The organism is Paenibacillus sp. FSL R10-2796 (genome assembly GCF_037965315.1).
Taxonomy (GTDB): domain Bacteria; phylum Bacillota; class Bacilli; order Paenibacillales; family Paenibacillaceae; genus Paenibacillus_AQ; species Paenibacillus_AQ odorifer.
Genome location: NZ_CP150178.1, coordinates 4,428,591 through 4,452,675, shown reverse-complemented (window position 1 = coordinate 4,452,675; position 24,085 = coordinate 4,428,591). Strand labels below are relative to the sequence as shown.

At 43.5% G+C, this 24,085-nt stretch carries 28 protein-coding genes; 22 read left to right on the top strand and 6 right to left on the bottom strand.

Features of this window, described 5'->3' with window-relative positions; all coding sequences use genetic code 11:
• Positions 1-320: 320 nt before the first annotated feature.
• Both NST58_RS20180 and NST58_RS20175 read left to right on the top strand, forming a co-directional pair.
• Positions 321-1,313: a hypothetical protein gene (locus NST58_RS20180; RefSeq protein ID WP_339243956.1), complete on the top strand. Its 993-nt coding sequence runs from the start codon at positions 321-323 to the stop codon at positions 1,311-1,313.
• 15 nt (positions 1,314-1,328) lie between these two features.
• Positions 1,329-1,589 carry a helix-turn-helix domain-containing protein gene (locus NST58_RS20175; protein ID WP_076190848.1) on the top strand — a complete coding sequence of 87 codons (261 nt, stop codon included), beginning with the start codon at positions 1,329-1,331 and terminating at the stop codon, positions 1,587-1,589.
• A 31-nt stretch (positions 1,590-1,620) separates the two neighbouring features.
• Here the strand turns inward: NST58_RS20175 and NST58_RS20170 are convergent, their stop codons facing one another.
• Entirely contained in the window at positions 1,621-2,454 is an 834-nt protein-coding gene (locus NST58_RS20170; RefSeq protein ID WP_076127116.1) for a MurR/RpiR family transcriptional regulator, read from the bottom strand.
• A 181-nt stretch (positions 2,455-2,635) separates the two neighbouring features.
• On the opposite strand from NST58_RS20170, the gene NST58_RS20165 reads away from it, so the two are divergent.
• From NST58_RS20165 to NST58_RS20145, 5 genes are all read left to right on the top strand, one after another.
• Complete coding sequence (locus tag NST58_RS20165) at positions 2,636-3,514, top strand: cell division protein FtsQ (protein WP_076127114.1); 879 nt, start codon at positions 2,636-2,638, stop codon at positions 3,512-3,514.
• Complete coding sequence (locus tag NST58_RS20160) at positions 3,507-5,249, top strand: energy-coupling factor transporter ATPase (RefSeq protein WP_339243953.1); 1,743 nt, start codon at positions 3,507-3,509, stop codon at positions 5,247-5,249. Before NST58_RS20165 ends, NST58_RS20160 begins: the two co-directional genes overlap by 8 nt.
• Positions 5,236-6,069, top strand: coding sequence for an energy-coupling factor transporter transmembrane component T (locus NST58_RS20155; protein ID WP_076100351.1), 834 nt, complete (start codon positions 5,236-5,238; stop codon positions 6,067-6,069). The genes NST58_RS20160 and NST58_RS20155 overlap by 14 nt, the downstream gene beginning before the upstream one ends.
• A 34-nt stretch (positions 6,070-6,103) precedes the next feature.
• Positions 6,104-6,901, top strand: a complete 798-nt coding sequence (locus NST58_RS20150) for a PHP domain-containing protein (protein ID WP_305953529.1) — start codon at positions 6,104-6,106, stop codon at positions 6,899-6,901.
• 92 nt (positions 6,902-6,993) lie between these two features.
• Positions 6,994-8,552, top strand: a protein-coding gene (locus NST58_RS20145; RefSeq protein WP_143762009.1) for an IS3 family transposase whose coding sequence is annotated in 2 segments (ribosomal slippage) — positions 6,994-7,627 and positions 7,627-8,552 — 1,560 coding nt in all. Because the reading frame shifts where the segments join, the coding sequence is not laid out codon by codon here.
• Positions 8,553-8,883: 331 nt separating this feature from the next.
• Here the strand turns inward: NST58_RS20145 and NST58_RS20140 are convergent.
• On the bottom strand, positions 8,884-9,108 hold the full coding sequence (locus NST58_RS20140) for a hypothetical protein (protein ID WP_076306639.1): 225 nt from the start codon (positions 9,106-9,108) through the stop codon (positions 8,884-8,886).
• Between the two features lie 170 nt (positions 9,109-9,278).
• Here NST58_RS20140 and NST58_RS20135 point away from each other — a divergent pair, with 170 nt between their 5' ends.
• From NST58_RS20135 to NST58_RS20105, 7 genes are all read left to right on the top strand, one after another.
• Positions 9,279-10,118: a DegV family protein gene (locus NST58_RS20135; protein ID WP_036688632.1), complete on the top strand. Its 840-nt coding sequence runs from the start codon at positions 9,279-9,281 to the stop codon at positions 10,116-10,118.
• Positions 10,119-10,273: 155 nt separating this feature from the next.
• Positions 10,274-10,981 (top strand): response regulator transcription factor, encoded by a 708-nt coding sequence (locus NST58_RS20130; RefSeq protein ID WP_170914177.1) that lies wholly within the window; start codon positions 10,274-10,276, stop codon positions 10,979-10,981.
• Positions 10,959-12,377 (top strand): HAMP domain-containing sensor histidine kinase, encoded by a 1,419-nt coding sequence (locus NST58_RS20125; RefSeq protein ID WP_339243948.1) that lies wholly within the window; start codon positions 10,959-10,961, stop codon positions 12,375-12,377. The genes NST58_RS20130 and NST58_RS20125 overlap by 23 nt, the downstream gene beginning before the upstream one ends.
• 41 nt (positions 12,378-12,418) lie before the next feature.
• On the top strand, positions 12,419-13,525 hold the full coding sequence (locus NST58_RS20120) for an AI-2E family transporter (protein WP_076306638.1): 1,107 nt from the start codon (positions 12,419-12,421) through the stop codon (positions 13,523-13,525).
• 28 nt (positions 13,526-13,553) lie between these two features.
• Complete coding sequence (locus tag NST58_RS20115; RefSeq protein ID WP_076127105.1) at positions 13,554-13,904, top strand: Asp23/Gls24 family envelope stress response protein; 351 nt, start codon at positions 13,554-13,556, stop codon at positions 13,902-13,904.
• 80 nt (positions 13,905-13,984) lie between these two features.
• Complete coding sequence (locus NST58_RS20110) at positions 13,985-14,362, top strand: hypothetical protein (protein ID WP_036688624.1); 378 nt, start codon at positions 13,985-13,987, stop codon at positions 14,360-14,362.
• A gap of 160 nt (positions 14,363-14,522) precedes the next feature.
• The gene (locus tag NST58_RS20105; RefSeq protein WP_339243946.1) at positions 14,523-15,539 is read left to right on the top strand and encodes a S66 peptidase family protein; all 1,017 of its coding nucleotides are present in this window, start codon (positions 14,523-14,525) and stop codon (positions 15,537-15,539) included.
• 48 nt (positions 15,540-15,587) lie between these two features.
• On the opposite strand, the gene NST58_RS20100 is transcribed toward NST58_RS20105, so the two are convergent.
• From NST58_RS20100 to NST58_RS20085, 4 genes are all read right to left on the bottom strand, one after another.
• Positions 15,588-15,872, bottom strand: a complete 285-nt coding sequence (locus NST58_RS20100) for a YxcD family protein (protein ID WP_036689115.1) — start codon at positions 15,870-15,872, stop codon at positions 15,588-15,590.
• A gap of 8 nt (positions 15,873-15,880) precedes the next feature.
• Entirely contained in the window at positions 15,881-16,321 is a 441-nt protein-coding gene (locus NST58_RS20095) for a hypothetical protein (RefSeq protein ID WP_076127101.1), read from the bottom strand.
• Positions 16,322-16,486: 165 nt separating this feature from the next.
• Complete coding sequence (locus NST58_RS20090) at positions 16,487-17,047, bottom strand: carbonic anhydrase (RefSeq protein WP_036688619.1); 561 nt, start codon at positions 17,045-17,047, stop codon at positions 16,487-16,489.
• A gap of 14 nt (positions 17,048-17,061) precedes the next feature.
• On the bottom strand, positions 17,062-17,403 hold the full coding sequence (locus tag NST58_RS20085; RefSeq protein WP_076127099.1) for an iron-sulfur cluster biosynthesis family protein: 342 nt from the start codon (positions 17,401-17,403) through the stop codon (positions 17,062-17,064).
• A 163-nt stretch (positions 17,404-17,566) separates the two neighbouring features.
• Between NST58_RS20085 and NST58_RS20080 the strand changes: the two genes are divergently transcribed.
• The 8 genes from NST58_RS20080 to trmD all read left to right on the top strand — a co-directional run bounded on the left by NST58_RS20080 (position 17,567) and on the right by trmD (position 23,698).
• Positions 17,567-19,084: a carboxypeptidase M32 gene (locus NST58_RS20080; RefSeq protein WP_076127097.1), complete on the top strand. Its 1,518-nt coding sequence runs from the start codon at positions 17,567-17,569 to the stop codon at positions 19,082-19,084.
• 56 nt (positions 19,085-19,140) lie between these two features.
• Positions 19,141-19,788 (top strand): hemolysin III family protein, encoded by a 648-nt coding sequence (locus NST58_RS20075; RefSeq protein ID WP_036688612.1) that lies wholly within the window; start codon positions 19,141-19,143, stop codon positions 19,786-19,788.
• Positions 19,789-19,937: 149 nt separating this feature from the next.
• On the top strand, positions 19,938-20,294 hold the full coding sequence (gene ylxM, locus NST58_RS20070) for a YlxM family DNA-binding protein (protein ID WP_036688609.1): 357 nt from the start codon (positions 19,938-19,940) through the stop codon (positions 20,292-20,294).
• Positions 20,295-20,315: 21 nt separating this feature from the next.
• Positions 20,316-21,704 carry a signal recognition particle protein gene (ffh, locus tag NST58_RS20065; protein ID WP_036688607.1) on the top strand — a complete coding sequence of 463 codons (1,389 nt, stop codon included), beginning with the start codon at positions 20,316-20,318 and terminating at the stop codon, positions 21,702-21,704.
• A gap of 54 nt (positions 21,705-21,758) precedes the next feature.
• A complete protein-coding gene (gene rpsP, locus NST58_RS20060; RefSeq protein ID WP_036688604.1) occupies positions 21,759-22,031 on the top strand; it encodes a 30S ribosomal protein S16 in 273 nt (90 codons plus the stop codon).
• 22 nt (positions 22,032-22,053) lie between these two features.
• Positions 22,054-22,284: a KH domain-containing protein gene (locus NST58_RS20055; protein WP_036688600.1), complete on the top strand. Its 231-nt coding sequence runs from the start codon at positions 22,054-22,056 to the stop codon at positions 22,282-22,284.
• An 89-nt stretch (positions 22,285-22,373) separates the two neighbouring features.
• The gene (gene rimM / locus NST58_RS20050) at positions 22,374-22,898 is read left to right on the top strand and encodes a ribosome maturation factor RimM (protein ID WP_036688599.1); all 525 of its coding nucleotides are present in this window, start codon (positions 22,374-22,376) and stop codon (positions 22,896-22,898) included.
• Positions 22,898-23,698, top strand: a complete 801-nt coding sequence (gene trmD / locus NST58_RS20045; protein WP_339248789.1) for a tRNA (guanosine(37)-N1)-methyltransferase TrmD — start codon at positions 22,898-22,900, stop codon at positions 23,696-23,698. Before rimM ends, trmD begins: the two co-directional genes overlap by 1 nt.
• Positions 23,699-24,085: the final 387 nt, after the last annotated feature.

The window sequence follows — 24,085 nt, the reverse complement described above, 5'->3', positions numbered from 1 at the left end:
GCCGGATGCTCCAATTGCTTCATTGGCTGCATAAATTCCCGTTAGAACTGATCCTCCTGTTTCTAAGATACCCTGGTTGATTACCGGAAGCAGCTTATAGCCTAGGGTCTTTTTTTTGGTGCCTGTAAAATCGGGGCTTGACCATTAAGGGCAGGGCCTTCTTTACGTTATTCCAGATCATTGACAATTATTGTAAAGATGGTGTATTGTAAGTGATAAGTAGTAAGTAGTAAGTAGTAAGTAGTAAGTTAATCAAACGCTCACCATACGGAATAAATATCATCCTGTAAATACGAATTAATGGATAGGGGTGGATGGTTATGATGGATCTTAAATTAGCACCAAGTTTTTCATTGATCGCGCTTAATGCACAGAGAAGTCTTCAGATGACTACTGTTAAGAAAGTGTCTTTGCGCTGCATGGCAGCAGCGGTTATATTGGAGCTTTACTTAGAGGGATGTTTTACACAATCTGAGAACAAGTTAACTTTGCACAAGGAAGCACTTGATCAATCTCATTCAACACTCTATAGAGAAACTGTTCTACAACCCTTACTTCATAATAGTGCAGAGGTAACGGGTGACCTAAATTGGTGGTTAAAGAAGGCTTCGAGGAAGTCTAACCATCAATTAAAAAAGTTCGAAACCGCGATTTCAGATTATCTTCAAGCAATGAATTTGCTTGAAGATATACCAAGCCTGATAGGAAGCGATATGTATTTTGATTCTGCTGAAGTTGAAATTAGAGCCTATCGCAGTAATATGGAGGCGTACACAAGCATTACAGAGAATATGCGGGCAGAGATTTTGGAAGAGGGCCCAGTAACAGATGAGGTCATTTGTATGCTATGGCTACTTCGTGAATGTGGATGTATGCATGATTTCTTCTCGCTGAACGAATTAGAAGAGGTGAATATCAAATTACATGATCTATACCAAAGTAACTTATGGGCAAAGGCGCTGTTTCCTATACAAATTCGCCAGGGAGTTGAGTTAGGTATCAAACGTTTTTTAGCATTGAAGACAAAGTTTGCGAAGACCTTTATCGGCAGTAGTCTCAATCTTATCTTCCCTGCCCTAGAGCGATCACGAGCTGTCTTTATAGAAACAGAGTCCTGGTTTGATAATTCTAATCAAAGGTTAGACGCAGTTATTACAAGATTAATGTCCTATGGACATGAAGTTAAGGTGCTGGAGAGAGGATCGATTGCGACTCTTAAAATTGATAATTTGCTCTACGATGCGATCCCACATTTTGTAATGATGAAAGTGCCAATTCAAGGTGTGCGTCTTATTCCGAAGCGCCCGCTGTAAAGGAGTTGGTTATCAATGTCTAGACAACGATCCATGGAGAATATTATGGCGTCAGAATATGTATCGATAGGGGAATTAGTAAGAATCACAAATACTCGTTATAGTACACTCAAACATTATACAGAAGAAGGCATGCTGCCCTTTGAACAGGCAGAGGAGAATTTAACACGCAGATATAAAAGAGAAGAAACCGTCGCGCGCATTCTTTGGATCAAAGAAATGAAAGCAAACGGTTTATCTATCCCACAAATTAAAGAAGCTTTAGGAATGAATTAAATTCCCCTTATCCTTGCAGTCAAATCTAAACCTAACTCCGTGGGAGCTTCCCCCCATACTGCGCGCGCAATTGCTGCAATTTATCCAGCTTGCTTAGACTACTGTCCCTGTTCGCTAATCCCACTCCAAGGATCAGATTCTCAATAATATAGGTGGGGCCAACCATGGAATGGAACTCCCAAACCTCACCTCTCCCCGCATAAAGCACGATATCTGCATCTTGGGATCGCGGGTAGACAAGTCTATCTGTGATCAGGATGACCTGGTAATTTGCTTCACGTGCATGGTTCAGTATGACTTCAATCTCAGGCAGTATTTGCACAAATCCAAAGACAAGCAAGACATCTTGTTTGTCAGCATGCATTAAGGTCTCTAGCAGCTCATGGCCGCTGGGGGCCATTTTTTTCATTTGAAGACCAAAACGCGCCATTCGATAGATCATTAGCTCTGCTAATCCGGCGCAAGGTCCAGGGCTGTATACATAAATAATCCGAGCTGTAGATATCGCATCTACTGCACGCTTTAGTACATCGTCGCTTAAATAGCGGCGTGTTTCTTGCAAATGATGTGAACAATTGTCCAGCAGCAGTTGAGGGAGTGAGGTATCGTCTGATCGCTGCATGGCATCACGCATTTTTACAGAAGGTGTGGATTCAAAGCGGAAACGGAGCCGGTTTTTAAAATCTTTGGCATGTTTGTATCCCGCAGCTTTCCAGAACCGTGAAACGGAGGCGATGCTCAAATGCAGCTCGTCTGCCATTTCTTGTTCGGTCATGTAGACCACACGTTGCTCATTTTTTTGAATAAAGTCGGCAATTATCCGTTGATTAGGCGAAAAAGCGCGGTGGTTCCAATCTTTATACAATCTCTCAATCCTCCTATGATGATGCGATAGATAGAATATAACGTGTGAATATGTTGTAAATATTTTTACAACGTTAAAAATATTGAAAAAAATATTACTCTCATTTAACAAATGAAAAAAGCTGTGATGACATGGCCTTCTTATAATGAAGATAAATTCTTATTGGGAGGCCAAATATTTCATGAGCACGATAAAAACGCGTTACACACTGACTCAGTCACAAAAAATGATGATTTTTGTACTGTCGATGTCGCTTTACGGGTTGTCCAATATGTTTACCGAGCTAGTGCCTGGGATCAAACTGGGCCCGATTGAATTATCCATTGAATATTTCGCCTTCATTCCTTTGACATTATGTATGTTGTTTCACCCCTTATATGCGGCGGTCGGAGCAGCTGTTGGTGAGGTAATCTTCGGGGAATTGATGTTAGGCCAATTTGGAGGTTTAGGGGAGCTAGAGAAATTCATTACCTTCTCACTGGCGATGTATACCGCAGGCCGCATGGTGTCTGATCCGAAAAATCGAAGACAAGTTGGAGTGGCTGCGATTACCGGCGTGGCGATTCACCAGTTTTTTAGCTCCGTTATAGATATTGTGAAGGTATGGGTAGGGGTAGAAGAGCTAGAGGCTGTTAAAGGGCTGGCAGAAAGTATCGTTGTAATTGAGGGAGTAGGGTTCCTGAATGATGTCCTTTTCTCCGGCATTTTGTTCGCGCTGATTCCTACCATGTATCTGGTTCCGCGTTTATATGGAAAAATTGAACCTTTGCTCGGCATGAAGCCACGTGAGCGGAATATGAAATATGCAACAGGAGCGTGGCTATCTCCTAAGCTGGTCATTGCCGGAACCTTTCTAGTGATGGTAGCAGTGGGTTCGGAATTGTTATCGGAATCGGGCTGGAACTTCGGTGATTTTGAGCTTGCAGGGGCGGAATCGAATGAAAAGACCTTGATTTGGCTCAGTATGTTGGTGGCGGCTGTAGTAGCGGCAACGGCGATTATTGCACTGCTTCGGCGTTCGGCACGAAAAAGACAGGAAGCGGGTCAAGCAGATGCGTAATACAATTCTTGAATTGAACAAAATTAACTTTACGTATCCGGGAGCTGAACAACCAGTACTGCAAGACGTAGACTTACGACTGGGAGAAGGAGATTTTATTGCGATCATCGGCAGTAATGGCTCCGGGAAATCTACTCTCTGCAAATGCTTTAACGGCTTAATTCCTCATTATTACACTGGTGATTTCAGTGGAGAGGTGACAGTTTGCGGCCAATCTGCGGATGGAAAAAGTGTAGCAGAGCTGTCCAAACGTATCGGTTATGTTTATCAGGATTTCGAGAATCAATTGGTACGACCGACTGTGCTTGATGATGTGTCTTTTACACCTCTAAATTATGGGTTTACGGATTACAAGGAACGGGGAGAGCGTGCGCTGGCGTTAACCGGACTTAGTGACTTGAGGCATGAATTTATTTGGCAGTTAAGTGGTGGGCAAAAACATCTGCTCGCTCTGGCTGGAGCCCTAGCTATGGATCCGGAAATTCTGGTGATCGACGAACCCGTAGCCCAGCTGGATCCGCAGCATGCCCGTCATATCTATGATATTTTGCAGCGTTTGAATGAGGAGCATGGAAAGACCATTGTAGTGATTGAGCATCATGCGGAATTTATTGCGGATTATTGCAAAAATGTTGTCCTGATGGATCAGGGGGAAATGCGCTGGCAGAAGCCTGTGCGTGAAGCTTTGTCATCTGTACAAGAATTGCTAGAGCTGGGCATATACCCACCGGATGTGACCCGGGCGGCTTGGCTGCTACAGCCTGATGATCAGAAGTCAAAGCTGCTTCCCTTAAATGCTGAGGAAGGCAGTACCCGCATGACGCTTCGTCAGGATGCCAAGGAGACACTTCCAATCGGACGTATGCAAGAGCAGCTCCCCATAGCTGCAAAAGAAGAAAATTCTATCGTTCAGCTGGAGAATGTTCACCTCTCTTACCGTACGATTCATAAGGTGCTGCATCCTGTACTGAATGGAATTCAGCTAGAACTGGGGCAGGGAGAGTCCATTGCTCTTATTGGCAACAACGGAGCAGGTAAATCTTCATTAATGAAGCTGATTGCTGGTATTGTCAGACCTACAGCTGGAACCGTAAAGGTTAAAGATATGACGGTGAACGGGCTGCCGCCTGAACGTCTCTCCGGTACGGTAGCTTACGTATTCCAGAATCCGGAGGAAATGTTTATCGAGGATTCTGTGCGTAAGGAAATTGCTTATTATCTGAAGGCGCGGAAACTACCAGATACGGATGGAAGAGTGGATGAGATGCTAAAGGCATTTCGCTTAAGCGAGCTGGCTGAACGGGATGCCCGACTGCTAAGTGGAGGGCAGCAGCGCCGGGTATCCTTGGCGATTGGTGCCGCGGTTAGGCCTGCTATCATGTTGCTTGATGAACCGACAGCTAATCTGGACATTTCGACCAAACAAGAAATGGTACATGTGCTGGAGACGCTTCGTAATCATGTGAAGACGGTCGTCATCGCAACTCATGATATGCAGCTTGTCTCTGAATGGGCCAGCAGAATAATTGTAATGCATCAAGGGCGGATAATTGCGGATGGGACGAAGGATGAAATTTTCGCTGACGGCCTTCTTTTACGGCGTGCGGGTCTGGCCCAGACTCAATTGATGGAGCTAAGTCGTATGCTCGGTCTCCCAAGAATTTGCAGTAGCTTAGAAGAGTTTGTGAGTTTAGTGGAAAAGAAGGAGGTAGCTGCAATCCATGGAAGCCGTTAAACGGGCACTTGACCGTATATCTGTAGAACAAATCAAATTGGAGTTACTCGGGACCGCATATAACAGCAGCAGCACTTTTCTGGGCAGGCTGGACCCGCGAACCCTGCTGCTCTGGTATCTCTTTTTTGCCATCGTGCCTTGGTTTGTACATAACCGGACAATCCTGTTAGGGATGTTCGTGCTTATGGTTTTAACAACCGTCCTCTCCCGGGTCAGCCCCTATATTATTTTTATATTATGTCTCGGCTTAATCAGCCAGATTGGCTGGATGTTTATATTGTCGCTCTTTTTCGGCGGGGGGATTGAATCCTTGCTGCCTATGCTGACACTGACGCTTAAGCTTTCGGTGATTTCGCTGGCGAGTATTACGGTTTTCTCTAGTCTTGATCCGGAACGACTTAGTGACGGCTTACTGTCTTTAGGAATCCCTGATACCTTTGCATTCAGCTTATCTTATGGCTATCGTATTTTGCCTACTTTACTAGAGGAATTCCATCAGATCCTACTTTCCTTTAGATTGAGAGGGCAACGACCGCTTCAACATGGAATTTTCTATTGGCGAACAATAACGTATTATTTGCGAATCGTCATTCTGGCATTTTACCCGCTCATGTTGAACACAGCTAAACGTTCTCGAACTACGATTGAAGCACTTGAGACTCGGGGATTTAGCTACGGGCTTAATAATAAGAAAGTGAAGAAGATCAAGTTATCTTATTTGAAAATGAAGCGGTCCGACTGGTACTTTTTATCCGGATCCACTGCTTATGTCATCTTGATATTCTGTATTGGTTATCTCTACCCTGAACTGGTTTATTAACATAACTTACAAGCTCAAAGGAGACGAATTAGACATGATGAATATTGATCTGCATACCCATGGTAAATTATCTAAAAAATCTACGTTTTCCCCCGAATATTTTGCGGAGATGATGTTCGAAGCCAAGGCAAATGGATTACAGGCTGTAGCATTGACCGAGCATTTTAATACTTCTAATTTCTTTGCGATGTATGATGCGCTGGATCAGACTTATCCCTATAACGGGCATTATTACGATGTGAACGGACTTAAACTGTTTCCAGGCATGGAAGTGGATATCGCGGAGACAGGTCATATCCTGTTGATCGGACTGAAGGAGAATGTTCTAGCTGTCCGCGCTTTACTAGATGAGCATACGCAGGAGGGGAATTTCATACCGTTTAAGCAGTTGCTTGATATGGCCGATGAACATAATCTTTGGAAAATCGGAGCCCACCCCTTCCGAACTTCTACGCCTTTACATCAACTGGATCCGGCATTGCTTCAGCGATTAGATGCTTTTGATTTCAACGCTAAGGATATTTACATGCAGGGGGTGGAGACTTATAAGAACCTGATCACGCCCTTTGCTGAGAAGCTGGGTGTGCCTGTGATTGCTGGCAGTGACAGTCATCAGTGTTTGCAGTATGGCAGTGTTGTGAATCGTCTGCAAGACTCCTGCTCAACTGTGGAAGAATTGAAGGAAGCTATCAAACAAGGGAACTATGAAATAGAGGTTTCTCCGTGTCTTCATACCAAAGTAAAGGCTTCGGTAATGATGAAAAAACTATTGAAGCAGTTAATTGGCGAAGCCCCCTCCAGAGATGAAGCGGAGTTAGGATATATGGCGTAGAAAATAGAAGAGGGTTGTTCCATAATGATATGCTCCCCATATAGTAGACAGGTGAAATAATAAAAACCTGTCGCTGTATGGGGAGCATTTTTATGGAACAAAAGAAGTTTACAGCACTGGAAAAGTTAACGATTCTCCAAGAAATTGAACGGGGCGACATTGGTTTGAAAACTGCGGCCCGGAAGTATGGAATATCCAAAAACTCATTAGTGAAGTGGCGGCAACGTTATCAATTGTATGGATACGAAGGGCTGGAAGTCCGAAGCTACAATCGTACATATTCTGCAGAACTTAAACTCCATGCCGTTAAGGACTATCTCGAGGGAGGATTGTCGCAAAACCAAATCATCTGCAAGTATAAGATTGCAAGTTCAACCCAACTTGCCAACTGGATTAGGAAGTATAATGGTCATAGCAACAGCTTAACAGCTCATTCAGGAGGAACTAAAGCTATGACCAAAGGACGCGTAACCACTTGGCAGGAACGGATAAATATCGTGCTGTACTGCCTTTCGAACAGAGAAGACTATGCGAAGACGGCAAGCCATTTTCACGTGTCTTACCAACAAGTATATAGCTGGGTAAAGAAGTACGAAGCTGGTGGTGAAGAGGCGTTACGAGACGGTAGAGGACGCACTAAAGCGCCTGAAGAACTTACGGAAGCAGATCGCCACAAACTCGCGATGCAAAAACTGGAATACGAGAATGCACGCCTGCGTGCGGAGAATGCTTTTCTAAAAAAGTTAGAGGAGCTCGAAAGGAGGAGACGTTAAGGACCATTCGCCAGGTGAACATTTACCTGGCCATTCAGGCCGTTCAGCAGGAACAATCTTGCTCCATTCGGCTTTTGTGTGACATCGCAGGGATTTCACGGTCAAGTTATTACAAATGGTTGAATCGCAAACCCAGTTCTCGAGAGGCTGACAACGAGAAACTGACAGAGGCTATGCTCCTCTTGTATGAGAAGGTGGAGCGAACCTTTGGGTATCGCCAATTGACCCTGCATTTGCGCAGACAAATGGATAAATCTATTAACGCAAAGCGAGTGTACCGGCTGATGAAATGCCAAGGCATCCAGTCAGTCATCCGCAGAAAGAGAAAGAAGTATGTAGGCTCCACGCCTCAGCAGGTTGCAGAGAATGTGCTGAACCGTAATTTTGAGGCTGAAGCTCCAAACCAAAAATGGGTAACGGATGTAACGGAATTCAAATACGGAAACGGCAAGAAGGCGTATTTAAGTGCAATAAAAGATCTGTATGACAAGTCGATTGTTGCTTACGTTCTGGGTCATTCCAATAATAATTCGCTAGTTTTTAACACACTGGAATTAGCTTTGAAGGCAGCACCGGAGAGCCGAACCTTACTCCATAGCGACCGTGGTTTTCAGTATACCTCTCTGCATTTTAAAAAGATGCTGGACGATGCAGAACTGAAGCAAAGCATGTCCCGAGTAGGCTGCTGCATTGACAATTCGCCGATGGAATCCTTCTGGGGAACATTGAAATGTGAGAAGTACTACTTACATTCCTACCAGACCTTTGAAGAACTCCAAACAGATATTGATACCTACATTCATTTTTACAATAACGAACGGTTACAGGCAAAACTAAACGGCCTCAGTCCCATTGAATTTAGGACTAAGGCCGCTTAAACTACTTTTATTTTTTTTGCTGTCTACTTGACGGGGTGCAGTTCATAAGCCATGAAATGATGAAATGGCTACTGGGACAACCCTTTTTGTTGTTCGCTGGATTTCATTACTTTTGCATGTACAAAGATAACTATCGGACACAGATGACCTTAAACGCAGTTTTATTCCGCATTTGGGATGCTAACGGACCGTATAGCCACTAATGGCACTAAAAACACCATATATGAACCTCATTCTACGGAATAACGGCTCTGGAGTCCGAAACTCTGCTCAAAAGGCTGGAAATTTGCCAATAACGTCATCTGGGTCCTCAAATCTTAGAATGTATGAATTATCGTTTGTCTTTCGAATCTTTATTGATGACTCGGGTGGGTCTGGTCACCCAATTCGTGCGATTCATCGGTTTTACGGTATCAATTCTTGAATTGGAAGGTTCATTCGAAGGTTCTGTAGATTCAGTTTCAGTAGAATCTGCACCCTCTTGATCTACAGTTTTTTTCCTCGATAGTCCTGTACCATCATGTTTGCCTCTGTTCCATACTCTACCCTTACTCATACATACACTCCATTTCTATACGCTTATTCATAAACCATATCATATAAGGACAAGTTAAGGAAGAAAGACATAGCACAGATCGAAGAATTTTTCAAGTTATAAAGGTTACTGGAGATTTCATTTTATGGTGGCTATAATAGTACTGATATTGAAAGGAGAGTACTTATATTATGGCAATCAAGATCATAACAGACAGCGGTTCAGACCTACCCCTTGACTACATGGAGAAGTATAATGTTTCCGTGATCCACCTACCGGTTCATTTTGGGCATGAGTTAATGCCGGCAGATACGGACACGAAAAGCTTTTATGCTCAAATGCGCGAATCCAAGGAGCTGCCTACCACAGCTAGTCCAAGTCCCAACGAATTCCTTGAGAAGTTCAAGCAAGTGGAGGAGGGAACTGACATTATGGTCATTTGTATGTCCTCTAATATTAGTAGCACTTATCAGACGGCTATGATTGCTATGGAAATGTATAAGGATGAAGGACATACCAATGCAATAGAGGTTATAGATTCCAAAAACTTCTCAGGCGGGCTGTCATTGATTGTAGGACTGGCGGCGCAGTGGTCTTTAACTTGTTCAAGCTTGCAAGAGCTCAAGGAAAAGGTACTTCAGCAGATAGAGGAAGTTAACGCTTATTTTACGCTGGACACTCTGGAGAATGTAATGAAAGGCGGACGTCTAAGTCGGCTCTCGGGAGCCGTAGCGTCTGTACTCAATATAAAGTTGCTGCTCAAAATCAGCGAAGAAGGCACTGTCGAAGTAGTGGAGAAGACCCGGGGTCTTCCAAAAGCACTGAATCGTCTGCTAGCGCATTTGGATGAGAAGCAGCATGATTACGAGAAAGCGGTTATCGCTATTGTACACAGTAATTGTGAGAAGCTGGCACTCGAGATTAAAGAACGCATTTTACTAAAGCATCCCTTCAAAGAAGTCTTACTCTCAAGCATGGGGCCGGTGATGGGAACCTATGCTGGGGAAGGCGGAATTGGCGTAGCTTTTTAAAGTAGTGATCCTCACAATCCAGACAAATTACGATCGTACATGGGACGGTTTCCCGTGTGCGATTTTTATTTTATTACTATGTGATAATTTAGCTATTCTTTAGATTGTGTTTAGGCTCTGTTAATAATCACAGAATATAGTTAGATGGGGGGATTATCATGTATACAATATTGATCGCTGATGATGAAGCAGAAATTGTGGAATTGCTAAGATTATATTTAGAGAAAGAGTACAACATTTTGGAAGCGAACAGTGGTACTGAAGCCTTAACGCAGGTACAGAACCATAAAGTTGATTTGGCAATTCTGGATATTATGATGCCGGGTCTGGATGGATTGCAATTATTGAAAAAGATCCGCGAGGTTCATCATTTTCCAGTGTTATTTTTATCCGCCAAAAGCGAACATCATGACAAGATTCTGGGTCTTGAACTAGGAGCCGACGATTATATTTCCAAACCGTTTAATCCATTAGAGATAGTAGCCCGTGTTGGAGCACTGCTGCGGCGTGTACATCATTTCGATGCGCAAGTTGTTGAGGAAAAAGAAGCTGAACAGATTGTATTAGGTGAATTAATGCTGGATCAAAGCCAGTGTCTGCTCTATCGTTCAGGTGAACCTGTGGTGCTTACTTCTACCGAGTACAAAATTTTGGAACTAATGATGAAGCAGCCTGGACGAGTCTTTACACGCAAAAAAATATATGAGGCCGTGTGGGAAGATTTCTATGTGTACGAAGATAATAGTATCATGGTACATATCAGCAATATCCGGGAAAAAATTGAGGAAGATTCCAAAAAGCCAGTATATTTAAAGACTATTAGAGGGCTGGGATACAAAATTGAAGCGCCTATGGAGCAATAGAGATCAACGACCTTTACAATCATCGCTGACGCTGGATTTTTTGTTGTTTATCTGTATTTTGTTTTTTCTCGTGATTGTATATTATTTGTTTATTAATCTTGATGTGACCCATATTTTTGAAAAAAATAAAATCGCTGATCCTGATTTGAAGGTGGAGGCTAGTGCTTATCGAGATAATCTGGAGCATGGGATAGAAACCAAACGTCTTCTGCGGAGCGGGGGATGGATCGAGGTCTTGGATCAAGACATGAAGGTCACCAAGGTTATTGGAGAAAAAAAAGACGGTGTAACCCAATATACCAGTAACCAGCTTTTAAAAAGTTTGGAAAATGGAGAAGATCAAGCTTACTTTTACTCGTTGACCACGCTAAATGCTCAGAGCGAATCGGAGTGGCTGCTCTTGAAGCTGCCGCGGGAAGCTATCACCATCACCATTAATAGTGATTCCTTCGTGGCCTACTTTAATCATTCGCTTTCATACTACGTCTTTTTGGGTGTGGGAATGATTCTTTTGCTAATTATCGTGTACAGCTATTGGGTAGCGCGGCGAATCAGGAAACCACTGCGTATCATCACGCTTGGATTGAAGCAGATGATTCAGGGGAATTATGATACTCGAATCGCTTTATATGCAGAGAAGGAATTTTCGCAAATTGGAGAGACTTTTAATTATATGGCAGACGTAATTGAAAAGACGACCAAAGAAAAACGCCAGGCAGAGGAAAGTAAGAAACGGATGATGGTTGATCTATCTCATGATCTGAAGACGCCGATAACGAGTATACAGGGCTTTGCCCAGGCGCTTGTAGAGGGTAGAGGCGAGGATGAAGAACGCCAAAAAAGATATTTAAGCTATATTTATAATAAATCCTCACAGGTTACTAAGCTGATTCAGAACATGCTGGAGCTGTTAAAAATAGATTCACCGGATTTCTTGCTACGAATGGAACATCAAGAACTGGGCGAATTTATTCGTGAAATCATTGCAGATACCTACGGAGAGATTGAACAAAAGAACTTTGTTTTGCATCTAAATGTTCCCGAAGAGGATGTGTTCTTGAACTTTGATGCGGAGCTGCTCTCGAGTGTGGTTCATAATTTGATCTCCAATGCACTGATCTATAATCCTCCAGGTACACATTTGCGTGTGGAGGTGATTCCTTTGGAGAAAGAAGTCACGATTGAAATCGCTGATACTGGAGTGGGTATTCCAGAAGAGCTGTGGTCCACAATGTTTGATCCGTTTGTTCGGGGAGATAAAGCGCGGACAGCTTCGGGAGGGACAGGGCTAGGTCTCTCGATAGCTATGAAAAATACAGAGAAAATGGGGGGTACGCTTCATCTCAGTCGCCGAAAGAAGGAACCTACGGTATTCACCATCCGGATTCCGAAATAACGAGCTGGAAGACATCCAAATCAGAAGACGGGAGAGAAAGTATGGCTAAACTGAACAATTTCATCAAAGTTTGTCTAGCGATTCTTTTAGTGTTAGGCATTGTATTTTTAGGCTCACGCGTAGATTTTTTATTCACACCGATCCTGTCTTTGTTCAGTGTCATTATAGTGCCTTTAATGCTGGCGGGTTTCTTTTATTACTTGCTGCGGCCACTGATCGATACCTTGGAGAAATATAAGCTGAATCGTTCTTTGGCGATTATCATCGTATATGTAGTTATTTTAGTGCTTCTGTTTGCTTTTATTATCGGCGTTTGGCCTTCACTTCGCACACAATTAGTTAATTTCGTCGATAATATGCCGAATCTCATTGCCTCCTTGAATCAACAGCTATTGAAACTAGAAGATAATGAATTTCTGTCTGCGTTGATCCCTGCTGATGCGAATCCAGCCTCCACATTGACGGATTATTTGAATAAAGGGTTTACGCTGTTAACGAATTACGTATCAGGATTGTTCTCTTTTGTTTCGAATTTCGCGATCATTTTATTCACCTTTCCGATTATGTTATTCTACATGCTTAAGGAAGGTGGGAAATTCGGACGTAAGATTGTAAGTTTCTTTCCAAAGAAGTATCGTGAAGAAGGAACTACAATGATGACTGAAATCGACAGTGCGCTTAGTGGCTTTATCGTGGGCCGGGTGCTTGTTAATTTAGCCTTAGGCGTTCTGATGTATATTGGTTTCCTTATTATCGGCCTGCAATATGCATTGCTGTTGACTGTAATCGCAGTTGTGATGAACTTCGTGCCTTTTATTGGTGCGATACTGTCTAGTATCCCTATTTTCATCATCGGATTCATTCAATCGCCGTCTATCGCCGTCTGGTCCATCATCATTGTTCTGGTAGCGCAGCAGATACAGGATAATTTAATCGCTCCCTACATCTTTGGGAAAAAGCTCGATATTCATCCACTGACAACGATTATCCTGGTATTAGTTGGCGGTGATTTAGGCGGGATCATTGCGATATTGCTGATTATTCCGCTGTATATGATTGTTAAAATCGTCTTGACCAAGGCCTATTATTTGTTTGTCAAGCAACGCCGGGTAGAGATAGAGGTAGAGGAGAGTCCTGATATCTCTTAAGTTAATAAAACATTATGGAGGGATTTCTATGAATGAAGGAACGGAGCAAGGACTAATTCATATTTCAGATGATGTGGTGACTTCGATCGTCGGGCAAGTGGTTCTGGACACACCGGGTATTGCCGGCATGTCAGGAAGCAGTATCTCGGACAACTGGGCTAAACGTCTAAGCGGTAAAAATGTAAAAAAAGGAATGTCCGTTGAAGTAAAAGAAGTGGATGTTGCCATCGATCTTCAGGTCATAGTTAATTACGGATGTGTGATTCAAGAGGTCTGCTATATACTGCAGCAAAATGTAAGAAATGCTGTTGAAAATATGATGGGACTGTCTCTAGTTTCTGTAAATGTTAAGGTTGAGAAGGTCGCTCTGCCATTCTAAGAATAGCCCATTTAATAGGCACCGTAATCTAGGCTTCTGCATAGAATGGAGCAAATCCATTTACGGAGGTCAGAACATCCATGTCGACATTTAACACTGGGCAGCAACAGAATGTGATTTATCAGGCTGATCCTGCTGTGATCCGGCACCTGCACGGTGTCCGCGATTCCCTACATCAATCTTGCAAGCCATACCTTAACCATAAGGTGAACGTACAGACAATAGATGGCTTTGTACATGAAGGCGTTATAGCCGGAGTAGATAATAAACACTTGTATCTGAACGTTGCAGCTAATGGGCAAATGCCCCGAGGGTTTTACAACCCTCATCAGCCTTATCATCCTCATCCGGGCCCGGGACCTGGCCCATATCCAGGACCTTATCCAGGTCCCCCATACAATAATAATGTGATTTTACCGCTTGTGTTGTTTGAACTGCTTGCTATCTCTTTAATCTAGTGTTTGGGTTTAATTGAAGAAGGACATGTGCAGGATTTGCGGTCATACGTTGACGCATCCCGCCAGGTCCTTTTTTTGTAGGCGTAAAGTATGTGTTAGAAGAAGGTGTTCTCATTATCACTTTAGGGATATAATGGGTACAAACTCTGGGAGGTGGCATATGATTAGATACCCTTTTTTGAAAAAGAATGCGACGATAGGCGTTACAGCACCTTCATCTGGAGTAGGCATTCAAAATGCAGAACTACTAACACTGGCCTCCAGCCGGTTGAAGTCGCAAGGATTTAATGTCATTATCGGCGAAACGGCATGGAAGCAAGATAAGGCTAAATCTGCACCAGCCAATGTTCGTGGTCATGAGTTTAATGAGATGATCAAAGATGATGGAATCGATGTCCTTATTCCGCCTTGGGGCGGGGAATTGTTAATTGAAGCTCTGGAATTTATTGATTTTGATGCTTTGCAGGACAAATGGATCGTGGGATATTCAGATATAAGCGTCTTGCTGCTTGCGGTCACGCTGACAACCGGGTTGGCTACTGCCCACGGAGCGAATCTCATTGATTTACGGGGAGAGTATTCGGATGATACTACAACCCTCTGGCAGGCGGTTCTAGAGACACCAGTGGGTGGGTCCATTGTGCAGCATTCATCTCTTAAATATCAGCGGGAATGGCAACATGATGTGCCCTCGCCATGCGTTTTTCATTTGACAGAGGAGACTTATTGGAAGTCTCTAACTACAGATGCTGTAACGATGAAAGGACGTCTGTTGGGTGGTTGTATAGATGTAATTAGGCATTTGATCGGCACACCTTATGGAAAGCTCCAGCATTTTCAGCAAGAAATGATTCATGACGAACCTATAGTTTGGTATTTGGAAAATTGTGAATTGAACACAGCGGATTTACGCAGATCTTTAGTGCAGATGAAGCTGGCAGGGTGGTTTGAGAATTGTTCGGGGATTATGTTTGGCAGAAGTCCAGCTAATCGGCCTGTGGATAACTATACTGTCGAGGATATCTATGCTGAACTATTTGAAGAGCTTAAGGTACCGATCGTTTATGATATCGATTGTGGTCATGTCCCGCCGCAGGTTACTTTTATTAATGGAGCTTATGTAGAAATTGAAGTGGCAGACGGAGTAGGGACGGTAAAGCAATATTTCTATGAATAGCGTTATATCAAAAAAGGACAACCCCTCGGGTTGTCCCTTTTACTATCATTAGTTCCCTGTATTTACAATCGCTGTGATTTCCTCATCCAGGTCCAGTCTTACATCTTCACGATAGGCGCGAACACCATATTCGCTGAGCATGTAACGCAAGATCGCTTCAATCATATTGGACTCCACTAGAAATTGACTGCGGCCCTGTACCCAAACCTCTGCAGAGTAACCGGTATCTTCTTCCCAGCTCAGTTCTACCTGAACATCCTCTGGGCGAACAGCCTTTCGTTCCGCCATGTGCAGACAGAGGGCATTGATGATCTCATCCATGCTTAGAACAATTGTAGACATTAGTAACGACCATCCTGTTCTTCTAAGCGGCGACGTTCTTTTCTACGACGGAAGAAGGACATCACGAGCATAACCAATACATAGATAGCTAGCATATTAACGGCAAAGCCTAGGAAGTCACCAAAAGCTCCCATTCCACCAAACATTCCACCGAATAATAATCCAGCCAAACCACCGATCATCATGCCTTTCATTAAGCTGCCGCCGCTGAAGAAGCCACGTTTTGTATTTGCAGCAGATCCTGCTGTGGAACTTTTAGTGCTGTCACTTTTTTTGATGTTATTTGTTGTTGTTGATTTTTTTGGAGTTGTTGAATAGCTGCGAGTGCCGGATTTGAATCCGCCGCCACCTCGACGTGCATCGGCAAAGTCTGGAGCAACCACTGCAAAAAACAGAGTGAAGGCCATTAGAATCATCATTACGCGTTTCATTGGTTTCATTTAGTACGAAAACCCTCCTGTGAGCATGAATTTTTGTGTATGGTCGGTAATACGCAGACATGCCCCACAAGGTTTCAATTTTATTTATCATAATTTATACTTTTATACACAAAAAAAGCGTGGATCCAGGATCCACGCAAACAGCAGTTAGAGAGTCGTCATTCGTTACTTATACCCATCAGCGACAAGCTCAAGCGCTCCGGTTGCCGGATCGATGATCATGCCATGGATAGGTACATTAGGGGGAAGCAGTGGATGACGTTTAATCAGGTCCACAGTCTGAATTACCCCTTCTTCGACATTGTCAAACCCACGCAGCCATTTTGTAAGTTTGATTCCGGAATTCTCCAGTGTAGACAGCACTTCTTCAGATACTCCACGTTCTTTAATGGAATTGATCATATGGTCCGCATTGAGGGAGGCCATACCGCATTCATAGTGTCCAACCACGATTACTTCTTCAGCATCTAGTTCATATAGAGCTACCATTACACTACGCATAACACTACCAAAAGGTTGAGAAATAACCGCACCAGCATTTTTGATGATTTTGACATCACCATTTTTGAAATTCATGGCTTTCGGCAATAATTCAACGAGTCTAGTGTCCATACAGGTGATGATCAGCATTTTTTTGTCAGGATAACGACTGGTTAAATAAGCTTCATAGTCCTTATTCTCTACAAAACTTTTATTAAAGTTAATAATTTCTGATACGTGGCTCATATTAGCTTCCTCCCTTAAATTCCTTGAATTGTACTTACGTTGCGCATATCTCTTACCATGATATTGTTACCATAAATCTGAGAATCACTGACCAGCTTATAGGAAGAGAAACGTTCCTCTGCATCGAGTCGCATCTTGTCTTCATAAAAGATTTCCTGTTGCCGGCTTACGATAAAGGGAAGAGAATTCGTCTCTATCCTAGAATCGCCTTGCTCCACTTCTGAAACAATCAGTAACACATTAATTCCGTCACACCCGCAGCCTACCGTATCATAAAAGAGCTTGAAAAATCCTGGCTGATCTCCAAGCCTTTCCTTCAACTTCCTTTCTGCGAGAGGTGTAACTTGAATCATCATAGCCCTGTTCACGCTCCTTGATTTTTGTTCGAAGCATGCTCTGCTTCTTATGTAACTCATTAAATATTTAAAATTAGAGATGTAATCTCTGAAGTTGATTATACTCATTCAAAAAAGTATCATCAAGAGGAGTCTGTAAAACAGAGAAAGCAGGTGGAGTAGAATGGAACAACAAGTAAAGGAACGATGGGAACAATTCAGCGAGTTATTAGCAAAAATTAGTGGATATTCAGAGGCCATAGAATTAATGCACTGGGATTTGCGCACAGGTGCACCACGTAAGGGAGTAGAAGTTCGTTCCGGTACGATTGGGATGCTGAGTGGAGAATTGTTCAGACTTGAGATTTCACAGGAGATGGGTGACTTCACAGCATTTTTCAGCCGTCCAGAAGTGTTGAGCCAGCTTACAGCTAATCAACAAAAGATCGTCAACGATTGCCGCAAAGAGTATGAGCGCAGTAAGAGTATTCCTTCCAAAAGATTTGAAGAGTACGCTGTCCTGTCTGCTCATTCCCAAACAATCTGGGAAGAAGCTAAGGAGAACAATGACTTTGCTACATTTGAACCTTATTTAAGTAAAATCGTAGCTCTGAAACAAGAGTTCATCGATTATTGGGGTGTAAATGGCACACGTTACGATACGCTACTAGATATGTATGAGCCTGATCTCACGGTAGAAAAGGTGGATGAAGTGTTCAGTCGCCTCCGCAGCCGCTTGGTTCCGTTAGTGGAAGCTATCGCTGCTTCACCTAATAAACCTGATACCAGCTTCTTGCAGCAGATTTTCCCTAAAGAGCAGCAACAAAAGTTTGGTAACTTTATTCTGAAGCAAATGGGCTATGACTTCGACGCAGGCCGCTTGGATGAGAGTGTGCATCCTTTTGCTACAGGGCTGAATCCAGGTGACGTTCGTATTACGACCGCTTATTTACTTGATAACGTGACTAGCGCCGTCTTCAGTTCACTGCATGAAGGTGGACATGCGCTTTACGAACAAAATATCAGCCAAGATTTAGTGGGAACACCGCTGGCTCAAGGCGCTTCGATGGGGATTCATGAATCTCAGTCGAGACTATGGGAGAATATGATCGGCCGCAGCCGTGCGTTCTGGCAACGTTATTACGGTGATCTGCAGCAGCATTTCCCAGAGCAGCTTGCTAATGTAGATGTAGAGGATTTCTACCGGGCTATTAACAGTGTGGAAAATTCATTCATCCGAATTGAAGCAGATGAGCTTACATACAATCTGCACATTATTGTGCGTTACGAGATCGAAAAGCTTATTTTTAATGAAGGTCTATCTGTCAAAGATCTGCCTCAGGTATGGAATGCTAAATATCAAGAATATTTAGGTATTACACCGCCTAATGATGCGCTTGGTGTATTGCAGGACGTGCACTGGTCCGGTGGAGACTTCGGATATTTTGCATCCTACTCTTTGGGAAATATGTATGCTGCTCAAATCTTGAATACACTCCGCAAGGAGCTGCCGAACTACGATGAATGGATTGCTGCGGGAAATCTTTTGCCGATTAAAGAATGGTTAACAGAAAAAATCTACCGTTTCGGAAAAAGCCTGACCCCTTCGCAAATTATCGAACAAGTAACAGGTGAGCCGCTCAGTCCAGATTATCTGGCTGATTATTTGGAGGAGAAATACACGGAGATTTACAAACTGTAATCCAGTGAGGTCCGCGTGGTATAATAGAAAGAAAGCTTAGACGGAAGGATATGGATATGGCAAATACTCACACCTACACCCGGAGAGAAGAAGTCGCGAATGCGATTACGCACGGGATCGGAGCTGTATTAAGCGTCGCTGCACTTGTCCTGCTTGTTGTTTTTGCAAGTCTGAAAGGAACGGCATGGCATGTAGTCAGCTTCTCCATTTATGGAACGACAATGCTGCTTCTGTATCTCAATTCAACACTTGTGCATAGTCTCAAAGAGGGCAAGGCGAAGGATTTGTTCGAATTTTTCGATCACTCCTCTATTTATCTGTTTATCGCAGGCACGTATACACCCTTTTTGCTAGTAGCTATTCGGGGAACACTTGGCTGGAGTTTATTTGGTGTTATATGGGGAATCGCAGTATTTGGCGTTTTCTTCAAAGCGTTTTTTGTTAAAAAGTTCTTGTTCATGTCTACGGTATTCTACATTGCTATGGGTTGGCTGATTGTTATCGCCTGGAATCCTCTTTCGGCAGTGGTAGCGGACGGTGGTATGATTCTGCTGATGGCTGGCGGAGTGCTTTATACTCTAGGTACAGTTTTTTATGTATGGAGAGGGTTTCCGTTCCATCACGCGATCTGGCATGTTTTTGTTCTTGCGGGCAGTGTCACACATTTCTTCGCCATATTGATTTATGTACTGCCAATCCAATAATTTCAAGCGGATTTATCGCGGAAAATATGGATTTTTAATAAAGAAAGAGATGACAAGCAAAAGTGCTTGACATCTCTCTTTCTTTTAGGTATCATAAGGGACGTTGTGAAGGTGTAAAGTGTTTTTCCTTGACGAAGGGGTTGTCCTTAATGAGTCAGGAGAATAGGCTCGAGAAAACGAATCGTATCAATTTGCTTTTTGCCTTCTATGAACGACTGCTTACAGATAAGCAGCAAACGTTTCTTAAATATTATTTTCACGATGATTTTTCCTTGGGAGAAATCGCCGCTGAATTTGAAATCAGCCGCCAAGCTGTTTATGAGCATATTAAGCGGGCTGAGCAAGTCCTTGAGAATTATGAAGAAAAACTTGGACTATTAGTGAAACATGAGAGTCGTACTAAATATTTAGAAGAGCTGCGCAGACTGCCGGAGAATGGGATGCTGCCTGAGCAATATAAACTTCGGTTCGCGGAGATCGTGGATCGCTTGCAGAGGTTAGAGTAGCATGAAGGGAGAAATCTGCATATGGCGTTTGAAGGTTTAACCGGAAGATTGCAGAATGTGTTCAGCAAGCTACGCGGTAAAGGTAAAGTATCCGAAGAAGACGTAAACGAAGCTATGCGTGAAGTGCGGTTAGCCCTTCTGGAAGCCGATGTTAACTTCAAGGTAGTTAAAGAATTCGTGGCTAAGGTGAAAGAAAAGTCCATCGGCAAGGAAGTCATGGACAGCTTTACGCCTGGCATGGTAATTATCGACATCGTCAACAAGGAACTAACCGAGCTGATGGGCGGAAGCCAAGCGAAGCTGGCCAAGTCGAACAAGCCGCCGACCGTCATTATGATGGCGGGTCTACAAGGGGCTGGTAAGACAACCACTTCGGGTAAGCTAGCTAAGCTGTTACAGAAGGGCAATCATCGTCCGCTCCTGGTTGCGGGAGATATTTACCGGCCTGCTGCTATCAAGCAGCTGCAAGTGCTGGGAGAACAGATTAAGGTTCCTGTATTCTCACTTGGTGATCAGACTAGTCCGGTAGAAATTGCCAGACAAGCTGTACAACATGCGAAGGATAACGGACTTGATTATGTTATTATCGATACTGCAGGCCGCCTGCATATTGATGAAGAACTAATGGAAGAACTCAAGCAGATTCACAATGTTGTAAATCCTGATGAAGTACTTCTTGTAGTAGATGCTATGACGGGTCAAGACGCCGTGAATGTAGCCGAGAGCTTTAATAAGCAGCTTGAGCTTACAGGGGTCGTATTGACGAAACTCGACGGCGATAGCCGTGGTGGTGCTGCACTGTCAGTAAAAGCTGTTACCGGTTGCCCGATTAAATTCGCCGCTTTAGGGGAGAAGATCGACGCGCTGGAGCCGTTCCATCCGGAACGTATGGCTTCGCGGATTCTGGGTATGGGCGACATGCTGTCGCTGATTGAGAAAGCCCAGGCGAACATTGATACTGACAAGGCTAAAGAAATGGAACGTAAGATGCGTAATGCAGAGTTTACGTTCGACGATTTCCTAGAGCAAATGGATCAGGTGAAGAAGCTAGGCCCTATCGATCAAATTCTTGATATGCTTCCGGGTATGAACAAAGCCAAGGGCATTAAAGATTTAAAGGTCGACGATAAGCAAATGGGACGCGTTGAAGCCATAGTTCATTCTATGACTAAGGCGGAGAAGCAACAGCCTGAGATCATTAACCATAACCGCCGCAAGCGTATTGCAACCGGCAGCGGAACCTCAGTCGCTGAGGTCAACCGCCTCATCAAACAATTTGATGAGATGCGTAAGATGATGAAGCAATTCTCCGGCATGATGGGCGGAGGCGGTAAAGCCTCCAAGAAAAATGCCATGAAGCAGCTTAAAGGTCTTGGTGGTGGAAAAGGGCTGAAATTCCCTTTTAAATGATCTTGAATGTCTGACCACCTAATGTTGGAAACTATTATAAGGAGGTGATTTTTCGTGGCAGTACGTATTCGTCTAAAAAGAATGGGAGCGCATAAAGCGCCTTTCTATCGTGTAGTGGTTTCCGATTCCCGGTCCCCTCGTGACGGTCGTTTTATCGAGGAAATCGGTTATTATAATCCGATTGAACAACCGGCAGTAGTTAAGATCGATGAGGAAAAAGCTCTTAAATGGCTTCAAACAGGTGCGCAAGCATCTGATACCGTCCGCAACTTGCTTTCCAAAGCAGGCGTGATGAAGAAGTTTCATGAGCTTAAGCAACAGAAATAATGACTGATTGCGAGGGTCCTCTATGGAAGAATTAGTTGGAGTAATTGCTAAGGCTTTAGTGGATCATCCAGAAGATGTGACGGTACGGGCTGTGGAGAAAGAGCATTTGATTGTCTATGAGCTGTCCGTACATCCAGATGATGTAGGAAAGGTCATCGGCAAGCAAGGCAGGATCGCCAAGGCGCTCCGTACAGTAGTCACATCTGCAGCAGTCAAGAGCGATAAACGCGTAACTGTAGATATTTTATCTTAAATAATGCGTACAATGAGGGGCTAGGGATAGTATATCCCGGCTCCTTTTTGTTCAAATATATAGATGAAGCTTGTAGAGGAGAGGGTTATATGACGGAAGAATTAACCGTAGGCCGGCTTGTGAATACACATGGAATTCGCGGGGAGATTAAAGTATTATCCCATACCGATTTTCCTGAGGTTCGTTTCGCTAAAGACAAGAAGCTGTTCGTCATTCCTGCGGATGGCAGTGCAAAATTCGAAGTGACTGTAGAATCCGCTCGAGAGCATAAGGGTATGTTTATCGTTAAGCTTAAGGGATATACCAATATTAACGAAGTGGAAAAGTATAAGGGAAGTTTGCTTAAGGTGCCAAGTAATGATCTGGTTGATCTGCCAGAGAACGAATATTACTTCCACCAAATCGTTGGCTGTGAAGTTTATACGGATGATGCTGGAAGTGAACCGCTTGGCACAATTACGGAAATTTTACAGCCAGGTGCAAATGACGTGTGGGTTGTTAAGCCTGCTAAAGGTCAAGACATCCTTATCCCTGTAATTAACGATGTAGTGCTGAACGTGGACATTGAGGCCAAACGAATTACGGTTCACTTAATGGAAGGACTATTGCCATGATCAGAATTGATGTGCTAACGCTCTTTCCGGAGATGTGCGAAGGCGTATTTAGCACAAGTATTCTTGGTAAGGCACGCGAAAAAGGGATTGTATCTTTGAATGCTGTGAACTTTCGTGATTTCTCAGGAAATAAGCACAACAGTGTGGATGATACACCGTATGGCGGGGGCGGGGGTATGGTACTAAAGCCTGACCCGATCTTTGCAGCGGTAGAACATGTATTGGGGATCGAGGCTAGTCCTTTGGAGAATGGTTCTGAATCTGCAGTCCCGTCGCCTTCCTCTGTGAAGCCGCGCATCATTCTTATGTGCCCACAAGGAAAGACCTATAATCAGAAGATTGCTGAGGAACTGGCACAAGAGCAGCATCTAATCTTTATATGTGGTCATTATGAGGGCTACGATGAGCGGATACGGGAGCATCTGGTTACAGATGAACTGTCGATTGGCGATTACGTGTTAACGGGTGGAGAACTACCAGCACTGACGGTTATTGATTCAGTAGTTCGGCTACAGCCAGGGGCGCTTGGAAATGAAACCTCTGCGATCACGGATTCGTTCAGTACAGGGCTGTTGGAATATCCTCACTACACTCGACCCGCTGAATTTCGCGGCTGGAAGGTACCAGATATGTTGCTGAGTGGCCATCACGCCAACATCGAAGTATGGCGGAGAGAGCAAGCGTTACAGCGTACACTTGAACGTAGACCTGATTTGCTCGAAAGTGCAGAACTAACATTGAAAGACAAGAAAACACTGGAACGTCTGAAAAATGAAAATCAAGCCGGAGTAAAATTTTAATAAAACAGGCATATTTTACGTCTTTTTAACGTATCTTACGTTAAGGAGGCGTTTTTGTTATGTTTACTTAAGTATAAGAAGGGCTATAATCTCGTATTTTTTTGCGCAATTTCCAAAACAAATGAGCATAGGTGCGTTGAACTCTTCTATTTGGGGTAATAGATAGAGGTGGCGTAATACTATATGCAGCTTACGATGCAGCAAGCTTAACTATTGAAAGGAATGAACTGAAGTGACTACGAAGACGCGTGAAGAATTCAAGCCTAGCGTGGACACGATCCACAAAGATGCGGAGCCGCTCCGCACCGTGAATGATATTATCGATTATTATACAAATCGCAAATCGTAATTCCCATTCGCCCTTTAAAGCTTGAACATATAAGATTA

Bases quoted from the DNA above. Each gene is read 5' to 3' on its own strand.
- NST58_RS20180 (WP_339243956.1), top strand. From the start codon at position 321: ATGATGGATCTTAAATTAGCACCAAGTTTTTCATTGATCGCGCTTAAT.
- NST58_RS20175 (WP_076190848.1), top strand. From the start codon at position 1,329: ATGTCTAGACAACGATCCATGGAGAATATTATGGCGTCAGAATATGTA.
- NST58_RS20165 (WP_076127114.1), top strand. From the start codon at position 2,636: ATGAGCACGATAAAAACGCGTTACACACTGACTCAGTCACAAAAAATG.
- NST58_RS20160 (WP_339243953.1), top strand. From the start codon at position 3,507: ATGCGTAATACAATTCTTGAATTGAACAAAATTAACTTTACGTATCCG.
- NST58_RS20155 (WP_076100351.1), top strand. From the start codon at position 5,236: ATGGAAGCCGTTAAACGGGCACTTGACCGTATATCTGTAGAACAAATC.
- NST58_RS20150 (WP_305953529.1), top strand. From the start codon at position 6,104: ATGATGAATATTGATCTGCATACCCATGGTAAATTATCTAAAAAATCT.
- NST58_RS20140 (WP_076306639.1), bottom strand. From the start codon at position 9,108: ATGAGTAAGGGTAGAGTATGGAACAGAGGCAAACATGATGGTACAGGA.
- NST58_RS20135 (WP_036688632.1), top strand. From the start codon at position 9,279: ATGGCAATCAAGATCATAACAGACAGCGGTTCAGACCTACCCCTTGAC.
- NST58_RS20120 (WP_076306638.1), top strand. From the start codon at position 12,419: ATGGCTAAACTGAACAATTTCATCAAAGTTTGTCTAGCGATTCTTTTA.
- NST58_RS20115 (WP_076127105.1), top strand. From the start codon at position 13,554: ATGAATGAAGGAACGGAGCAAGGACTAATTCATATTTCAGATGATGTG.
- NST58_RS20110 (WP_036688624.1), top strand. From the start codon at position 13,985: ATGTCGACATTTAACACTGGGCAGCAACAGAATGTGATTTATCAGGCT.
- NST58_RS20105 (WP_339243946.1), top strand. From the start codon at position 14,523: ATGATTAGATACCCTTTTTTGAAAAAGAATGCGACGATAGGCGTTACA.
- NST58_RS20095 (WP_076127101.1), bottom strand. From the start codon at position 16,321: ATGAAACCAATGAAACGCGTAATGATGATTCTAATGGCCTTCACTCTG.
- NST58_RS20090 (WP_036688619.1), bottom strand. From the start codon at position 17,047: ATGAGCCACGTATCAGAAATTATTAACTTTAATAAAAGTTTTGTAGAG.
- NST58_RS20085 (WP_076127099.1), bottom strand. From the start codon at position 17,403: ATGATGATTCAAGTTACACCTCTCGCAGAAAGGAAGTTGAAGGAAAGG.
- NST58_RS20080 (WP_076127097.1), top strand. From the start codon at position 17,567: ATGGAACAACAAGTAAAGGAACGATGGGAACAATTCAGCGAGTTATTA.
- NST58_RS20075 (WP_036688612.1), top strand. From the start codon at position 19,141: ATGGCAAATACTCACACCTACACCCGGAGAGAAGAAGTCGCGAATGCG.
- ylxM (WP_036688609.1), top strand. From the start codon at position 19,938: ATGAGTCAGGAGAATAGGCTCGAGAAAACGAATCGTATCAATTTGCTT.
- ffh (WP_036688607.1), top strand. From the start codon at position 20,316: ATGGCGTTTGAAGGTTTAACCGGAAGATTGCAGAATGTGTTCAGCAAG.
- NST58_RS20055 (WP_036688600.1), top strand. From the start codon at position 22,054: ATGGAAGAATTAGTTGGAGTAATTGCTAAGGCTTTAGTGGATCATCCA.
- rimM (WP_036688599.1), top strand. From the start codon at position 22,374: ATGACGGAAGAATTAACCGTAGGCCGGCTTGTGAATACACATGGAATT.